Raw genomic sequence first — 17,177 nt, forward strand, 5'->3', positions numbered from 1 at the left:
GTCACCCCTTCGGTGATCGACCTGGTTGTCGATGTGATGACGTGCACGTGGCCGGGGGATCGACAGCCCGAACCGGCGATAGCAACTGTGCCGGGCGGTGTATCAGGGTGCCAGCCAGGACCCATCAGGCGTAGATTTCCTCCATGGCGAAGGAGATTGCGAACGGATCCGTCATTCGGAACGAGCTGGACCTGCGGATCGCCCACTGTCTGCAGGTCGCGCCGCGCGCGGCGTTCTCGGTGATCGCCTCGGTGCTCGGTGTCTCGGAGCAGACGGTCGCTCGCCGTTATCGCAGGATGCGCAGTGCAGGAGCGGTGCGCGTTGTCGGGTTCATCGACCCGGGCCCCACCGGCAGGCAGAACTGGATGTTGCGGCTGTTCTGCCGGCCCGATACCTCGGTGGGGATCGGCCGGGCGCTGGCCCGCCGTGACGATGTTCAGTGGGTCGCGGTCATGAGTGGCGGCACCGAGGTCGACTGTGTGTTGCGTCCGCGCAGCAGTGATGCCCAGGACCAGCTGTTGTTGCGCCAGCTGCCGAAAACAGTTCAGATCACGAGCATCGAGGCGGCGATGGTGCTGCACGTCTACCGTGGCTCCACGAACAGCGACTGGCGTATCGGACCGGAGTTCCTCACCGCTGCGCAGGAGCAGCTGCTGACCGACGGCACGCCGGCGATCACCGGCAGAACGGTGGAGCTCAGCCCGCGGGACGAACCACTGATCGGACTGCTGATGCGGGAGGGACGGGCGACGTACGCGGAACTCCGGGCGGCTTCCGACGGGATGACCGAGGCGCAGGTGCGCCGTCGCGTGACCGAGCTACGGGAGGCAGGACTGCTCCACTTCGACGTCGACATGGACGACGGATTCACCGGCCAGACACTGTATGCACGCGTGCTCGTGACGGTTGCACCGTCGCACCTGGACCCGGTCGGCCGGGCGCTCGGGCAGCATCCCGACGTCCGGTTCTGCGGCGCCACGACGGGGCCCGCGAGCATCACCGCGAGTGTCGCCTTCGAAGACGTCGACGGGCTCTACCGATTCATCTCGCAGGACGTGGGTCGGCTGGACGGTGTCGCGCACACGCAAGTGATCCCGCTCGACCGCACGCTCAAACGCGCCGGGGCTGTCCTGCCCTGACCCCGATCAGACCGCCGTGCCGACGAGCGTGCCGACGCCGTACGTGATGGCCATCGCGAGCATGCCGCCGAGCACGTTGCGTATGACGGCCGGCCGGGCTGGTGCCTCACCGAGACGCGCGCTGACCGCGCCCGTGACGATCAGTGCGATCGCGACGGCGACGAAACAGATCGGCACCCGCAGCCCCGGGGCGGGCAGCAGGATCGCGACGAGTGGGATCAGGGCACCGACGGTGAAGGACAGGAACGACGCGCCCGCGGCTTCCCAGGGGTTGGTGAGTTCGTCGGGATCGATGCCGAGCTCGACCTCTGCGTGTGCGGCCAAAGCGTCGTGCTCGGTGAGCTCCCGCGCCACCTGGGCCGCGAGCTCCCGGCGCAGCCCTTTCGACTGGTAGATCTGGGTGAGTTCCTCCAGCTCCTCCTCGGGGAGTTCGCGCAGCTCGTGCTTCTCCTTGCGGATCATTGCGCGTTCGCTGTCCCGCTGTGTGCTGACCGAGACGTATTCGCCTGCAGCCATTGACAATGCGCCGGCGACCAGGCCGGCGACACCAGCAATGAGGATCTGCGTCCGGTTGGTGGTCGCGCCGGCGACACCAGCCACGATGCCTGCGACGCTGACGATCCCGTCGTTGGCTCCGAGCACTCCCGCGCGCAGCCAGTTCAAGCGGCTGGAGAGCGCTTCGTCCTGTTGCTCGCCCTCGTGCGGCTCGATCGACGACGTCACCGACTGACCTGTGCGCCGGTCTGCTCCGCAGCTTCCGCGATCCGATGCGCCAGTTCGATGTCGAGCTGGGTGAGACCGCCCTCGCTGTGTGTCGACAGCGCCCACCGGACGGTGGTGTAGGAGATTTCGATGTCCGGGTGGTGATTCATCTGGTCGGCGTCCGCGGCGACCAGCCGGACGAATTCGATCCCCTCGGCGAACGTCGGGGCCTGGTAGGTGGATCGGATGACATCACCGTCGCGGGACCAACCGTCCAACGCCTCCAACTGTCGACCGATCTCCTCATCAGTCAGGAGTCTCATCGGCTCGCCTCCTCGTAGTCGGGTGCCGTCCACTACTCACTCAATCGTTGAGATATGCCAATACTGCCAGCACCCGCCGGTTGTCGTCCGCCGACACCGGCAGGTCGAGCTTGCTGAAGATCGCATTCGTGTGCTTACTGATCGCCTTCTCCGTGACGAAGAGACTCGCCGCGATCGCCGCATTGGAGCAGCCCTCGGCCATCAGCCCGAGCACCTCCCGCTCGCGGTCGGTCAGCCGGTCCATCCGACTGCCCTGTGGTCGTCGCGCGATGAGGTGCCGGACGACCTCGGGGTCGAGCACGGTGCCCCCGTCCGCCACCTGATGCACTGCCTGGACGAAGGCGCCGACGTCGGACACCCGGTCCTTGAGGAGGTAGCCGACGCCGCCCGCGCCATCCTCGAGCAGCTCTCGGGCGTAAAGGTTCTCGACATACTGTGACAACACCAGGACAGGGAACGCGGGACGCTCACGACGCGCCTCGATGGCGACGCGAAGTCCCTCGTCGGTGAGGGTTGGCGGCATCCGCACGTCGACGATCGCGATGTCCGGGGCATGCTCACGCAGCGCCTTGACCAGGCTCGGCGCGTTGTCCGCGGTTGCGACGACCTCGACGTCGTGCGCCCGCAGGATGCGCTCCAGCCCGTCGCGCAGCAGCGCGTGGTCCTCGCCGATCACTACCCGCACGGAACCTCCATGGTCACGATCGTCGGCCCACCGGTCGGGCTCGACACGTCCATCGTGCCGTCGAAGACCGCCAGCCGTCCCGCGACCCCGCGCAGACCGCTGCCGGCCGGGTCCGCGCCACCCACGCCGTTGTCGCCGACCTCGATGTGAATCCTGTCGTCGTGCACCACGAGGCTGACCCAGCCACTCGTCGCACGGGAGTGCTTGCCCATGTTGGCCAGGCACTCCGCGACGCCGAAGTAGATCGCCGACTCCAACGGAGCGCTGACCGCGGGCGGCCGCAGATCGAGCTCGAAGTCGATCGGCAGATCGACCGCCACAGCCCGTATGGCGTCCGCGAGTCCACGATCCGCAAGGACCGGCGGATGGATGCCGCGGACGACCGAGCGGATGTCCTGCAGCGCGTCACCGGAGTTGTCACGCGCCTCCACCAACAGTTCCCGGGCCGCCTCCGGGTCCTTCTCGATGAGTTCCGCGGCCAGGCCGAGATTCATGCCCAGCGCGACCAGCCGGGCCTGCGCGCCGTCGTGCAGGTCGCGCTCGATGCGCCGCAGCTCCGCTGCCGCGGCGTCGGCCCCCTGCGCGCGGGAGGTCGTCACCTCCCGTACCCGACGGGCCAGCACGGCCTGCCGCGACAGGCCCAGCAGGAACGCGTCGAGCCCGAACCGCCACCGAGCGATCGGCTGGACGGTGAACCACCACACGAGGGCACCCACGACCGCCCCGGCCGCCGAGGTCGCAACCGCCTGACCGGTCGTCGTGATGTGCATGCCGTACGGGTCGTCGAAGACGTCGGGCAGCCCCTTCCAGAGCCCGAACCACACGATCGACCACAACGGGTAGAGGAACAACGCGAGGCTGAGGACGGACAGCGTGAAACCGACGGTGATCGAGGAAAGCTCCCACAACAGGTCCCGCCAGCGTGCCGGGTCCTTCGCCCATCGCTGGACGCGCGCGATCGGCCCCAGCCCTTGCGTGCCCAGGTAGTCCTGGACGATGGGTCGTTGCAGGATCTCCTGCGCCATACTCCGCTGCCCGGTCGCGAGGAGACGGGTCGCCGGGACCACCACCAGCAGCAGGAGCACGCCGATACCGAGCGGGGTCAGGGCGGTTCCCACGACACCGAGCACGAACAAAGCGACGGTCGGGCCGAAGAGGAGCACTGCGACGGCATGCGCCAGCATGATCTGCGGTCGGCCGGCGATGGGTTGCATGACCCCATCCTGACGCGTCGCGGCGCGCATCGCAGTCGTGGCAATCCCACTGTGGGTGGTGGCTAGCCCCACCCCAAGTGTGGTGGTGCCGCCACAGACTTCTGCGGTGTTCGCGACGAGGGTGGAACACGGTCGGGGATCCGCCCGATCCGGTGTCCACTGTGGAAGGGAGTCGCCAGCGTGAAAAGGGTTGGCATGACACTGAAAGTTGCCCGTTGGAGCGTACGCCACCCGTGGCGTGCGATCGGTACCTGGCTGCTGTTGGTGGTCGCCGCAGTGGCGTGCGGTGCGGCCATCACCATGCACACGACGACCGACGCCGACTACCGGGTGGGCCAGTCCGGTGTCGCCGCGCAACAGATCGAAGCGGCCGGTCTGGAGCTGCCGGACAGCGAGTTCGTCGTGCTGTCGGCCACGGCCGGCGGACCGGTCGGCCCGTCGGCGCGTGCGGCCGCCGGACGGATCGCGACCGACGTGCGCGGCGATGCGCGCGTGGAGCGGGTGGCCGCACCGGCCGTGTCACCGGACAAGAAGCTGATGATCGTTGCGATCACGATGAAACCCGTTGCCGATGGCGGTGATCCGGACATCAGCGCGATCACCCGCACCGTGCACGATGCACAGCCCAGGGCGCCCGGAGTGCGGATCGTGCAGACCGGCGACACCTCGATGAACGACGCGATCAACACCCGGGTCGGCAACGACCTCGGCTCGGCAGAGTCCAAGAGTCTGCCGATCACGATCGTGCTCATGCTGATCGTCTTCGCCGCGTTGATCGCGGCCGGCATACCGGTGCTCCTGGCGATCGCGAGCGTCTTCGCCACGATGGGCCTGATGGGTCCGGTGTCGTTGCTGCTCCCGATGGAGGACACCGTGACGAGCGTCATCCTGCTGATCGGCATGGCGGTCGGGGTGGACTACTCGCTGTTCTACCTGAAGCGCGAGCGCCAGGAGCGACACCGCGGCGCGAACGCCGTTGACGCAGTGGAGATCGCAGCCGCCACCTCCGGCCACTCGATCGTCGTGTCCGGTATTGCCGTGATCGTCAGCATGGGTGGCCTGTACACCCTCGGAGACGTGACCTTCGCATCGATCGCGACCGGCTCGCTGGTGGTCGTTGCCTTCGCCGTCTTCGGCTCGCTGACCGTGTTGCCGGCACTGCTGACCGTGCTCGGTCCGAAGGTGGACCGCCCGCGCATCCCGGGCCTGTGGCGCCTGGCCGCCCGGATGCAACCGGGGGCGATCAGCAAACGGCTGCTCGCGCCGGTCCTGCGGCGTCCGGTCGTCGCCCTGGCTGCCGGGTTGGTGGTGCTGGGTGCGCTGGCGTTGCCGGCGATCGGGATGAAGCAGCAGACAAGCAGTCTGGACTCCCTCCCGCAGGACATTCCGGCAGTGCGCGCGATGCAGGAGATCGGTCACGCGTTCCCCGGCGACGGACCGACCGCATCGGTCGTGCTGCAGGGTGCGAACCCCGATGAGGTGCAGAGCGAAGCGAAAGTCGTTGCGAGCAGGGCGATCGCGACCGGGGACTGGAAGTCGGTGTCCGATCCGGTCCGGGTCTCGGCCGACGGGCACACCGCTGTGCTCACCCTCGGCAGCAAGGCGGGGGAGGGTTCCTTCGCCGCGGGTGACGCGGTGCGCGCGTTGCGCGCCGAGGTGATCCCGTCGGCGGTGTCCTCCTCCCACGTCACCTGGGCCGTCGGCGGTGGAGTCGCCGAGAGCTACGACCAGATGAAGCATCAGTCCGACGGTCTGCCGAGGGTGTTGTTCGTCGTACTGGGGCTGACCCTGGTGATGATGACGGTGACCTTCCGCAGCATCGTGGTCGCACTGCTGACGACCGGTCTCAATCTGTTGTCCGTGGGCGCGGCGTTCGGGGTGCTGACCACGGTCTTCCAGCACAGCTGGGCCGAGTCGATGCTGCACTTCCACTCGACCGGAGGAGTGATCTCGTGGATCCCGATCTTCCTGTTCGCGGTGCTGGTGGGGTTGTCGATGGACTACCACGTCTTCGTGCTGAGCCGGGTCAAAGAGCGGTATGACGAAGGCCTCCCACCGAAGCTGGCGGTGCGTCAGGGCGTCCAGGAGACGGCGGGTGTGGTGACCAGTGCCGCAGTCGTGATGGTGTCGGTGTTCGCGCTCTTCGCCACGCTCTCGATGGTCGAGATGAAGGAGATCGGGGTCGGTCTCTCCGTCGCGATCGCGTTGGACGCCACCGTTGTCCGGCTGGTGCTGCTGCCGTCCGCGCTCGCACTGCTCGGGAAGTGGGCGTGGTGGCCGTCGCGCCGACGTCCTCGCGCGGACGCACTTCCGGTCCGGCCGTCGCCATACAGCACCGATCAGCCGGTCGGTACTCACTGACCGGTCGGCCCCGCCTCCCTGACCGGTCGGCCCCGCCTCCCTGACCGACACCACTTCCCACCGAAAGGCTCAGCAACCACCGAGAGGCTCAGCAATTCGGGCACGAAACGCCCTGAACTACTGAGCCTCTGGAACGTTGCTGAGCCTGTCGGTGAGGGGGCGGTCACTGGGTGGAGAACGGCTGGCCGCCACCCTCCTGGAGGTTCACGTCGGGCAGGTCCTCGAGGGCGGCGGGGTCGACCGCCGTCGCGGTGACCTCGTGCCGCTGGATCTGACCGGACTGGATCTGCTCGGCGTAGTGGCAGGCCACGCGGTGCGACGTCGGCACCCCGTCGATCTGTACGACCCGCAACTGCGGTCGCTCGGTGTCGCAGCGCTCCTCCTGACGCCACGGGCAGCGGGTGTGGAAGCGGCACCCGCTGGGCGGGTTGGCGGGCGACGGCAGGTCACCGGCCAGCAGGATCTGCTCCCGGCGGTCCTCGACCAGGGGGTCCGGGATCGGCACCGCAGACATCAGCGCGCGCGTGTAGGGGTGCAACGGTGTCTTGTACAGCTCGTCCGAATCCGCTTCTTCGACAAGGGAGCCGAGGTACATGACACCGACCCGGTCGCTGATGTGCCGAACCACTGCGAGGTCGTGGGCGATCACCAGGTAGGTCAGGCCGAACTGCTCCTGCACGTCCTCCAACAGGTTGATCACCTGCGCCTGGACGGACACGTCCAGCGCGCTGACCGGCTCGTCCGCGACGATCAGTTGCGGGTCCACCGACAGTGCCCGCGCAATGCCGATCCGCTGGCGCTGGCCCCCGGAGAACTCGTGCGGGTATTTGCGCAGCGCGGCAGCCGGCAGCCCCACGGCGGACAGGAGCTCGCGCAGGCGGGCACCGGCCGCCTCCTTGTCCTTGGTGAGGCCGTGTGCGTGCATCCCTTCGAGCAGCAGTGACTCGACGGTCTGCCGTGGGTCGAGGCTCGACAGCGGGTCCTGGAAGACCATCTGCATGTCCTGGCGTTTGCGCCGCAACGCATCGCCGCGCAGCGTGGCGAGATCGGTGCCGTCGAAGGTCACCGTCCCATTGGTGGGCTCCTCGAGCCGCAGCAGCGCCCGGCCGAACGTTGATTTCCCGCAACCGGATTCGCCAACAAGACCATAGGTCTCGCCCTTGTGGATCTGCAGCGTCATACCGTCGACGGCATAGACGTAACCCACCGTCTTGTCGAAGATCACGCCGCGCCTGATCGGGAAGTGCACCTCGACGTCCCGCGCGTCCAGCAGCACCTCGTGCTGCCCACCGGACGGCTGCTTGTCCAGGGTGAACGTCTGCTCGCTCACGCCGATCCCCTCGTTCCTTCGTCGGTGGGCCAGGGGTTGTGGCACCGCAGGGCGTGCTCCTCCATCGCCAGGGGATCCTGCTCCAGAGCGGGAGATTCGGTGCGGCACACCTCGATGGCGCGGGAGCAGCGCGGCGCGAAGGCACACCCGGACGACCACGGGATGTTGTCGGCCACCGATCCCGGGATGGCCGCGAGCTGCTCGTTCCGCGCGCCATCCAGCCGGGGGATGGAGCCGAGCAGACCGTTGGTGTACGGGTGTCGCGGCGTGGCGAAAATCTCGTGCCGCGAAGCAGTTTCGACGATGCGCCCGCCATACAGCACGTTGACCTCGTCACACAGGCCGGCCACCACGCCGAGGTCGTGGGTGATCATGATCAGCGCAGTGCCCGAGTCGATCACCAGCTCCTTGAGCAGGTTGAGGATCTGCGCCTGGATGGTCACGTCGAGCGCGGTCGTCGGCTCGTCGGCGATGAGCAGCCGCGGTTTGCACGCCAACGCCATCGCGATCAGCGCGCGCTGCCGCATCCCGCCGGACAGCTGGTGCGGGTACTCCTTCAGCCGGCGGGTCGGGTCGGGTATGCCGACGCGATCGAGCAGATCACGCGATTCAGCAAGAGCCGCAGCCTTTTTCATCCCTCGGTGCCGTTGCAGCACTTCCGCGACCTGGATGCCGATGGAGACGACCGGATTGAGCGACGACAGGGGGTCCTGGAAGATCATCGCGACGTCCCGGCCACGCCGGTCGCGCATCTCACGATCGTCCAGGGTCAGCAGGTCGGTGCCGTCATACACGGCAGACCCGGCGACCTTGTTGCCGCGTTTGGGCAACAGACCCATGATCGCCAGGGACGTCACCGACTTGCCGCAGCCGGACTCGCCGACCAAACCGACCGTCTGGCCCGGCCGGACATCGAAGGACACCCCGTCGACCGCTCGGAAGGGTTTCTGCCCCTTGGTGCCGAACTCGACGACCAGGTCCCGCACCGACAACAACGTGTCGGTCTTCGTTGGTGCAGTGGTCATTCCGGTCACCTCCGGTTCCGGGGATCGAGGGCTTCGCGCAACGACTCACCCATCAGCGTGAAGCCGAACGCCACGACGACGATGCACCCGGCCGGCCAGAACGCCACGTGCGGTGAGATGTCGAACAACTGCTGTGCCTTTCCGAGCATCTGGCCCCACTCCGCGGAGGAGTCGTCCGGGTTGCCCAGGCCGAGGAAGCTCAGCGCTGCCGCCTCGATGATCGCGGTCGCAAGCACCAGGGTCGCCTGCACGAGCACCGGGCCGAGCGAGTTGGGCAGCATGTGCCGGAAGGTGATCGCGATCGGTTTCACGCCGAGCGCCCGCGCGGCGAGCACATGGTCGCTCGCCCGTTGGGTGAGCATCGAGCCACGTAACAGCCGGGCGAAGATCGGCACTTGAACGATCGAGATCGCAATGATCAGGGTCCACTGCGACGGCTTGCCGAAGAGCGTGGCGACCGCCAGGGCGAGCACCAGGGACGGCAGCGAGAGCATCACGTCGACGATGCGCATCACGACCGAGTCGACCCACCCGCCCATCGACCCGGCGATGGTGCCGAGCACCAGTCCGCCGAAGAGACCGGCGAGTGTCGCCAGGACACCGACGATGAGGGTCTGCCGGGAGCCGAGGATCAGCCGGGACAGGAAGTCGCGCCCCTGATCGTCGCCGCCCAGCGGAAAGCCCTTCTGGGACGGGGGGATCGGGGTGTCCGGGGTGACCTGGTCGATCAGGTACTTCGTGGTGCCGTTGTGCGGTGCGAGCAGCGGCGCGAAGAGCGCGACCAGCACGAACAGGATCGTGATCGCCGCACCGACGAGGAAGACCGGGTTGCGCCGCAGCCGCAGCCAGGCGCTGCCGATCAGGCTCAGCCCGCCGGACTCGCTGACCTGACCGGCGTCCGGGATGTCACCATCGCCCGGGTGGCCGCCGACCAATGCGTCGATGCGGTCCTTCTTGCGTTGCATGGGATTCATCGGTTTCACCTCGTCCGGATCCGGGGATCGATGATCGCGTACGCGACGTCGACCAGCAGGTTGACCAGGACATAACCGATCGCCGCCATGGTGATCAGCACTTGTAGTACCGAATAGTCGCGCTGGCTGAAGGCCTGCGCAAGAGCGTCGCCGAGGCCCGGATAGGCGAAGACGGTCTCCGTCAGCACCGCACCGGTGAGCAGACCACCCACTTGCAGACCGATGGTCGTCACGACCGGCAGGAGCGCGTTACGCAACACGTGCCGGCCGCGAATGATCCGTGCCGACAAGCCTTTCGACTCGGCGGTGCGGACGTAGTCCTCGTTCAACACTTCCAGCACCGACGCGCGGGTGATACGGAAGACCACCGCGAACGGGATCGACGCCAGCGCGATCGCCGGCAGCACGAGGTGCTTGATCGCGTCCCACGAGGCGTCATACTCCCGGGTCAGCAACCCGTCGAGGACGTAGAAGTTCGTGATGCGAGTGGCGTCCAGGTCCGGGCTCTGGCGACCGGCCACGGGGAGCCAGTGCAACTCGACGGCGAAGACGTACTTCAGCACGAAGGCCAGGAAGAAGACCGGGACGGCGACACCGACCAGCGACAGCACGACCGATCCGGTGTCGAGCAGACCGCCGTGCCGCTTGGCGGCGAAGTAGCCGAGCGGGATGGCCGTGGCGAGCGCGATGATGATCGCGAAGATCGACAGCTCCACGGTCGCCGGGAGCCGCTGCAGGAACAGGTCCATCGCGTCCGTCCCGGCCTGCACCTGCGTGGAGGTGCCGAAGTTGCCGTGCAGAGCGTTGCTGAGGAAGTGCCAGTACTGCACGGGCAGCGGCTGGTCGAGGCCGAGCGTCTTGCTGAGCGCCGCCCGGGTGGCGGGCGTCGCGCGCTCGCCGAGCAGCGAGTCGACCGGACCGCCGGGCAGCGACCGCAACCACGCGAACAGCAGCACGGACACGATGAACATGACGAGGACCGCCTGCAGCAGGCGTCGGACGATGAATCGCAGCACGAGAGGTTTGCTCCTACCGAGGTGAACGCCGGTGACCGGCGCCGCGCGGACACGCGGCGCCGGTCGGGGGTGCTACTACTTGCTGACCTTCGCCGTCCACAGGTGCTCGTCGGTCAACGGGCTCGGCACGACCCCGGTGACCTTCTTGCTGAACACGATCGCGGGCGGGGAGCTCGAGATCGGCAGACCCGGGAGGTACTGCTCCATGATCTTCTTGTTCAGCTGCTCGTATGCCGTGGCGCGTTGCGACTCGTCCACGATCGAGTCATCGTCCTGCAGCGCCTTGTGGAACGCCGCGCCCCACGGGTAGGCGCCGACGGTCATCTGGCCCTTCGGGTCGCTGAAGAAGTTGCCGAGGAAGTTGTCCGGCGTGTTGTAGTCACCGGTCCAACCCATCAGGTATGCCGCGGCGTTGCCGTTCTGGGTTCCGGTGACGTAGCCGCCGGCCCAGGGCATCGGCTTGGGCGTCACCTTGACGCCCACCGCTTCCCAGTCGGACTTGATCGCGTTGAAGATCTTGTCCGGCGCCGGCATGTAGGGACGGCTGACCTCGGTGGGGTACCAGAAGGTGATCTTCAGGTTGCTCTTGCCGGCGGCCTTGAGCAGCGACTTGGCCTTGGCGGGGTCGTACTTGTACGGCGTCAGCGACTTGTTGAAGCCTGCGACCGTGCTCGGGATGAACTGCGTGGCCACGTTGGCGCCGGTCGGCAACTGCGACTTGACCAACTGGTCGCGGTTGATCGCGTAATAGAGCGCCTGGCGCACCCGCAGGTCCTTCAGGTCCGGGTCGACCTTGGCGTTCAGCCCGAGGTAGAGGATGTTGAACGCCGGGCGGATCTCCAGGTTGTCGTCCTTCTTCAGCGACGGCCAGTCGACCGGGTTGGGCAGGTCGTAGCCGTCGATCTGACCCGATGCCAGCGCCTGCTTGCGGGCCGTCTCGTCGGGGATGATCGAGAAGACGATCTTCTTGACGGTGGCCTTGTCGCTGCCGGCGTAGTCGTCGTTGCGGACCAGGGTGACGGTCTTGTTGGTCTTGTCGTAGGACTGGAACTTCATCGGGCCGGTGCCGACCGGGTGCGCGTTGGCGTAGGCCGGGTAGACGAAGCCTTGTCCCTGTGCCTTGATGCCGTTGGCGTCATACTTGTCCATCGCCGTGGGCGACTGCATCGAGAAGGACGGCAGACCGAGCAGCGCCGGGAACTTCGAGGTCGGGCGGGAGATCTTGATCTGCACGGTGGCGGCGTTCTTGGCGACGCAGCCCTGGTAGAGCTCGCCGTCCGCTCCGTTGTAGCCGCCCATGTTGGCCAGCCAGTATTCGGAGGCGGTCTGACCGGCCTTGTTCTGGCTGTCCATCCGCTTGAAGTTCTTGCACACGGCGTCGGCGTTGAACGGCGTGCCGTCGGTGAACTTCACACCGGTCTTCAGCTTGAAGGTCCAGGTCTTGCCGTCCTTCGACGGTGACCAGCTGGTTGCCAGCCGTGGTGCGACCTCGGCCGTGCCGGGCTTGAAGCCGACCAGACCCTCGAAGATCTCCCGGCTGACCCGGAAGGTCTCGCCGTCGCTGGCGTAGAAGGGATCGAGCGTTGCGGGGGCGCCGGCGGCGCCGAAGTTGAGCGTGGCGTTGGTGTCGCTCTTGCCATTACCGGTGCTCTTGTTGTCATCGCGCTTGGAACTGGCGCACGAGGTCAGTGCGAGTGCCGAGGCGGCCAACAGCGCGACGGTAGCTGCTGTTTTGGTGACGGGCATGGGGTGAAACCCTTCTTGTGACGAAAAGGTTCTGCGAACGTTACTCAGTCCGCGGGCCTCCTGCGTGCTTTCGACGCGCACTGTCACCATCTCGCAATGTGACACGGTTTCGCCTCAGGCGGGTTTGTGCGGGCGGCGCAGCAGGGGAGGCAGGTATGCCGCTCCCGGCGCACCCTGGTCATCGGCCGCGGCGTCATACGGATTGGAGATCGCGCAGCGCTTCAGCGACAGGCAACCGCAGCCGATGCACGAGTCGAGCCCGTCGCGCAGCTTCTCCAGCGCGGCGATCTGCTCGTCCAGCCGACCGCGCCAGTGCGTGGTGATCCGTTGCCAGTCAGCCTTGGTGGGCGTGCGGTTCTCCGGCAGGCGAGCGAGCTCGTCGCGGATCTCGTCCAGGGTCAGGCCGACGTTGGCGGCGGCCCGGATGAAGGCGAGCCGGCGCAGCACGCTGCGCTCGAAACGACGCTGCCCGCCGGAGTTGCGGTGCGCATGGATCAGTCCCTGCGACTCGTAGTAGCGCAGCGCGGAGGCGGCGAAACCACTGCGCTTGGCGACGACTCCGACGGGGAGCAGGTCGTGGGTGTCCATCTGTGCGGTGCCCCTTCTCGACGATGCGCGGCGGCCCTCCCGCCACCGACCCCTCCGCCGACAGGACACGAACGCGCCGAGCGGACACGAAAATCCGGCCGAAATCGCCGTTCGTTCGTGTCCTGTGGGTGCGGATGTTGTCCTCTCGGCGGTTGGGGGTTGACTTTAAGTTAACTTCAACTTGAAGGATGGCAGGTATCGGACCGGAGAACAAGGAGATTCGATGTCTGACACGAAAGTCGCACTGGTGACCGGAGGATCGTCGGGGCTCGGCCGGGAGCTGGTCGCCGCACTCGCGGGGGAGGGCTGGCTGGTGATCACCGACGGTCGCCGCCAGACCGAACTGACCGAAGCAACAAAGGATTTCGCGGGGGTCACGGCGATCCCCGGCGACGTCACGGACTTCGCGCACCGGGACGCGCTGGTGGCAGCGGTCCGCGCCGCCGGCCGCCTCGACCTGTTGGCCAACAACGCCAGCACGCTCGGCCCCACACCGCTGCTGCCGCTGGCGCAGCGGACCGTCGAGGACCTGCCGGAGGTATGGCGCACGAACGTCGGCGCACCCTTCGCGCTCGCCGTCGAGTTGCTGCCCGAGCTGCTCGCCGACGACGGGGTGCTGCTGTCCGTCTCGTCCGACGCCGCCGTCGAGCACTACGAGGGCTGGGGACTGTATGGCGCAGCCAAGGCCGCACTGGACCACCTGACGCTGACCCTCGCGGCGGAGAACCCCGCGCTGCACGCGTACGCGGTCGACCCGGGGGACATGCGCACGCCGATGCACCGGGCCGCGTTCCCGGGAGAGGACATCTCCGACCGCCCCGAACCGGCCACGGTGATCCCGCGGTTGCGGCACGTGTGGACGCGGCGGCCGCCGTCGGGGCGCTACCGGGCCGCCGACCTGCCGGCCGTCGAGACGACCGTCGACAACACGACCGGAGCGCACGCATGACCGCCCTCGCGGTGCAGCCCTGCACGTCCTTCGACGCGCCGGAGGAGCGCACCGCGCCGGCGCCCGCCGAGGCGCGCGGCATCCCGCGGGACGGTGTCCGGTTGCTCGTCGGTACCCGCGACGGCATCGAGCACACGACCTTCCGGCACCTGCCGGAACACCTCAACGCCGGTGACCTCGTGGTCGTCAACAACTCCGCGACCATGCCCTGGCAGGTGGACGCGACCCTCGCCGGGCGCGGGCCGGTCGTGCTGCACGCCGCCACCGCCCTCGATGGGGGCAGCTGGGTCGTGGAGATCCGCTCCTCGCCGGACGCGAGCCGGGCCCTGCTGGACGCGCGACCCGGCGACCATCTGGAGGTCGGCGCGCTCGTGGTGACGCTGCAGGCGCCATACCCCTTCGCCTCGTCGCCGACGGGCGACGGCAACCGGCTGTGGCGGGCCGAGGTCGACGGCGATCTCGCCGCCTACCTGCACACTCACGGGCGACCCATCAGCTACGGGTACCTGGACCGCCGCTACCCGCTCGAGGACTACCAGTCGGTCTTCGCGACCGTCCCGGGCAGTGCCGAGATGCCTTCCGCGGGAAGGCCGTTCACCCCCGAAGTGGTCACCCGGCTGGTTGCGGCGGGTGTCGGTGTCGCACCGATCACGCTGCACACCGGGGTGTCGTCCCAGGAAGCCGGCGAGGGCCCGCAGGCCGAGCGTTTCGAGGTCCCCGACGCCACCGCCCGCCAGGTGAACGCCACCCGCTGCGCGGGTGGCCGGATCGTCGCGGTCGGCACGACGGTCACCCGCGCGCTGGAGTCCGCCGTCACCAGCGACGGTTTCGTCGTCGGGACGTCCGGCTGGACCGAGCGGGTCGTCACCCGGGCGGAGCCACCGCAGGTGGTGGACGGGCTGATCACCGGCTGGCACGACCCGCACGCGTCCCACCTGCTGCTCGTCGAGGCGGTCGCAGGGGAGGAGCTGACGCAGGCGGCATACGACGCGGCGGTGCGGGAGGGTTACCGGTGGCACGAGTTCGGCGACTCGGGGCTGTTGCTGCCATGAGTGAGCGACCGACCGCACCGGCGGATCACGGACCCGACGTGGGAGGGACCCGCCGGGGCCGGGCCGTGGTCAGGAGCACACCGATTTCCTGAGACACTGGTAGCTATCCCATACGCGTAGAAAGGACGAAGCCTGCCCGGCACACCCCGACGGCAGCTTTGACAACTCCATGGCCATGAAGTCCCGCAGCGACGTCCGCAACGTCGCCATCGTTGCCCACGTCGACCACGGCAAGACCACCCTCGTCGACAAGATGCTCTGGCAGACGGGTGCCTTCGGCGAACGCCAGACGGTCGAGACGACCGGCGAGCGGGTCATGGACACCGGTGACCTGGAGCGCGAGAAGGGCATCACGATCCTCGCCAAGAACACCGCGATCTCGTATGACGGGCCGTCCGCCGACGGTCAGCCGATCACCATCAACATCATCGACACCCCCGGCCACGCCGACTTCGGCGGCGAGGTCGAGCGCGGCCTGTCCATGGTCGACGGCGTCGTGCTGCTGGTCGACGCGAGCGAGGGTCCGCTGCCGCAGACCCGGTTCGTGCTCCGCAAGGCGCTCGCGGCCCGGATGCCGGTCATCCTGTGCATCAACAAGGTCGACCGGCCCGACTCCCGCATCGCGGAGGTCGAGGAGGAGACCTACGAGCTGTTCATGGACCTGCTCGAGGACGCCGACGCCGACGCCGACCAGCTCGACTTCCCGGTGGTCTACGCATCCGCCAAGGCGGGTGTCGCCTCCACGACCCGCCCGGCCGACGGCGAACTGCCCGAGGGCAGCGACCTGGAGCCGTTGTTCAAGACGATCCTGGACACGATTCCGGCACCGGAGTATGACGACGAGGCGCCGCTGCAGGCGCACGTCACCAACCTGGACTCCAGCAACTTCCTGGGCCGCCTCGCGCTGCTGCGCGTGCGCAACGGTCAGATCAAGAAGGGCCAGCAGGTCGCCTGGTGCCGGCACGACGGGTCGCAGCGGACCGTGAAGGTGACCGAGCTGCTGATGACCCGCGGGCTGGAGCGCGAGCCGGCCGAGTCGGCCGGCCCGGGCGACATCATTGCGGTCGCCGGCATCCCGGAGATCACCATCGGCGAGACGCTCGCCGACGTGGACAACCCGATCCCGTTGCCGCTCATCACTGTTGACGAGCCCGCGATCTCGATGACGATCGGCACCAACACCTCCCCGATGGCCGGAAAGGTCCGCGGAGCGAAGGTCACCGCACGTCTGGTCAAGGACCGCCTCGACCGCGAGCTGATCGGCAACGTGTCGTTGCGGGTGCTGCCCACCGAGCGTCCGGACGCCTGGGAGGTGCAGGGGCGTGGCGAGCTGGCGCTGGCGATCCTCGTCGAGCAGATGCGCCGTGAGGGTTACGAGCTGACCGTCGGCAAGCCGCAGGTCGTCACCAAGGAGATCGACGGCAAGCTGCACGAGCCGGTCGAGCACCTCACCATCGACACGCCGGAGGAGTACCTCGGCACGATCACCCAGATCATGGCTGCCCGCAAGGCGCGGATGGAGCAGATGACCAACCACGGAACCGGTTGGGTCCGCATGGAATTCGTCGTTCCGTCGCGCGGCCTCATCGGCTTCCGCACCGAGTTCCTCACCGAGACCCGCGGCACCGGCATCGCCAACCACGTCTTCTCCGGTTACGAGCCGTGGCACGGCACGATCACGACCCGCCAGTCGGGATCGCTGGTCTCGGACCGGTCGGGAGCCGTGACGTCATACGCCATGGTCAACCTGCAGGAGCGCGGCGTGCTCTTCGTCGAGCCGACCACCGAGGTCTACGAGGGCATGATCGTCGGCGAGAACTCACGCGCCGACGACATGGACGTCAACATCACCAAGGAGAAGAAGCTCACCAACGTGCGCGCCTCCAGCGCGGACAACTTCGAGAAGATCTTCCCGCCCCGCAAACTGTCCCTGGAGCAGAGCCTGGAGTTCTGCCGCGAGGACGAATGTGTCGAGGTGACACCGGAAGACGTGCGGATCCGCAAGGTTGTCCTGGACGCGGGCGAGCGGGCTCGTACGGCGGCACGTGCCCGGAGTGCTGCGAAGAAGTAGTC

General features: G+C 67.8%; 15 protein-coding genes. 5 read left to right on the plus strand and 10 right to left on the minus strand.

Going from position 1 to position 17,177, the window contains the following annotated elements; translation table 11 throughout:
- The first annotated feature begins 143 nt into the window (after positions 1-143).
- On the plus strand, positions 144-1,139 hold the full coding sequence (locus FHU39_RS21915) for an Lrp/AsnC family transcriptional regulator (protein WP_183322859.1): 996 nt from the start codon (positions 144-146) through the stop codon (positions 1,137-1,139).
- A gap of 6 nt (positions 1,140-1,145) precedes the next feature.
- Here FHU39_RS21915 and FHU39_RS21920 read toward each other — a convergent pair whose 3' ends face one another.
- The 4 genes from FHU39_RS21920 to FHU39_RS21935 are packed head-to-tail and all read right to left on the minus strand — an operon-like array spanning position 1,146 to position 4,063.
- Positions 1,146-1,862, minus strand: coding sequence for a VIT1/CCC1 transporter family protein (locus FHU39_RS21920; RefSeq protein WP_183322860.1), 717 nt, complete (start codon positions 1,860-1,862; stop codon positions 1,146-1,148).
- Positions 1,859-2,164 carry a 4a-hydroxytetrahydrobiopterin dehydratase gene (locus FHU39_RS21925; RefSeq protein WP_183322861.1) on the minus strand — a complete coding sequence of 102 codons (306 nt, stop codon included), beginning with the start codon at positions 2,162-2,164 and terminating at the stop codon, positions 1,859-1,861. The genes FHU39_RS21920 and FHU39_RS21925 overlap by 4 nt, the downstream gene beginning before the upstream one ends.
- A 40-nt stretch (positions 2,165-2,204) precedes the next feature.
- Positions 2,205-2,849 (minus strand): response regulator, encoded by a 645-nt coding sequence (locus FHU39_RS21930; protein ID WP_183322862.1) that lies wholly within the window; start codon positions 2,847-2,849, stop codon positions 2,205-2,207.
- Entirely contained in the window at positions 2,840-4,063 is a 1,224-nt protein-coding gene (locus FHU39_RS21935; protein WP_221185804.1) for a sensor histidine kinase, read from the minus strand. The genes FHU39_RS21930 and FHU39_RS21935 overlap by 10 nt, the downstream gene beginning before the upstream one ends.
- 195 nt (positions 4,064-4,258) lie before the next feature.
- Here FHU39_RS21935 and FHU39_RS21940 point away from each other — a divergent pair, with 195 nt between their 5' ends.
- On the plus strand, positions 4,259-6,424 hold the full coding sequence (locus FHU39_RS21940; protein ID WP_183322864.1) for an MMPL family transporter: 2,166 nt from the start codon (positions 4,259-4,261) through the stop codon (positions 6,422-6,424).
- Between the two features lie 163 nt (positions 6,425-6,587).
- Here FHU39_RS21940 and FHU39_RS21945 read toward each other — a convergent pair whose 3' ends face one another.
- From FHU39_RS21945 to soxR, 6 genes are all read right to left on the minus strand, one after another.
- Positions 6,588-7,754, minus strand: a complete 1,167-nt coding sequence (locus FHU39_RS21945; RefSeq protein WP_343066065.1) for an ABC transporter ATP-binding protein — start codon at positions 7,752-7,754, stop codon at positions 6,588-6,590.
- Positions 7,751-8,779, minus strand: coding sequence for an ABC transporter ATP-binding protein (locus FHU39_RS21950; protein ID WP_183322865.1), 1,029 nt, complete (start codon positions 8,777-8,779; stop codon positions 7,751-7,753). Before FHU39_RS21950 ends, FHU39_RS21945 begins: the two co-directional genes overlap by 4 nt.
- A 5-nt stretch (positions 8,780-8,784) precedes the next feature.
- Complete coding sequence (locus FHU39_RS21955; protein ID WP_183322866.1) at positions 8,785-9,753, minus strand: ABC transporter permease; 969 nt, start codon at positions 9,751-9,753, stop codon at positions 8,785-8,787.
- A gap of 5 nt (positions 9,754-9,758) precedes the next feature.
- Positions 9,759-10,769: an ABC transporter permease subunit gene (locus FHU39_RS21960; protein ID WP_183322867.1), complete on the minus strand. Its 1,011-nt coding sequence runs from the start codon at positions 10,767-10,769 to the stop codon at positions 9,759-9,761.
- 75 nt (positions 10,770-10,844) lie between these two features.
- Complete coding sequence (locus FHU39_RS21965) at positions 10,845-12,515, minus strand: ABC transporter substrate-binding protein (protein ID WP_183322868.1); 1,671 nt, start codon at positions 12,513-12,515, stop codon at positions 10,845-10,847.
- A gap of 114 nt (positions 12,516-12,629) precedes the next feature.
- On the minus strand, positions 12,630-13,103 hold the full coding sequence (soxR, locus tag FHU39_RS21970; RefSeq protein ID WP_183322869.1) for a redox-sensitive transcriptional activator SoxR: 474 nt from the start codon (positions 13,101-13,103) through the stop codon (positions 12,630-12,632).
- A gap of 223 nt (positions 13,104-13,326) precedes the next feature.
- Between soxR and FHU39_RS21975 the strand changes: the two genes are divergently transcribed.
- The 3 genes from FHU39_RS21975 (at position 13,327) to typA (ending at position 17,175) form a co-directional block, all read left to right on the plus strand.
- On the plus strand, positions 13,327-14,052 hold the full coding sequence (locus FHU39_RS21975) for an SDR family NAD(P)-dependent oxidoreductase (protein ID WP_183322870.1): 726 nt from the start codon (positions 13,327-13,329) through the stop codon (positions 14,050-14,052).
- Positions 14,049-15,104 (plus strand): S-adenosylmethionine:tRNA ribosyltransferase-isomerase, encoded by a 1,056-nt coding sequence (locus tag FHU39_RS21980; RefSeq protein WP_183322871.1) that lies wholly within the window; start codon positions 14,049-14,051, stop codon positions 15,102-15,104. The genes FHU39_RS21975 and FHU39_RS21980 overlap by 4 nt, the downstream gene beginning before the upstream one ends.
- A gap of 169 nt (positions 15,105-15,273) precedes the next feature.
- Positions 15,274-17,175, plus strand: a complete 1,902-nt coding sequence (gene typA / locus FHU39_RS21985; RefSeq protein ID WP_183322872.1) for a translational GTPase TypA — start codon at positions 15,274-15,276, stop codon at positions 17,173-17,175.
- Positions 17,176-17,177: the final 2 nt, after the last annotated feature.

The organism is Flexivirga oryzae (assembly GCF_014190805.1).
GTDB lineage: Bacteria > Actinomycetota > Actinomycetes > Actinomycetales > Dermatophilaceae > Flexivirga > Flexivirga oryzae.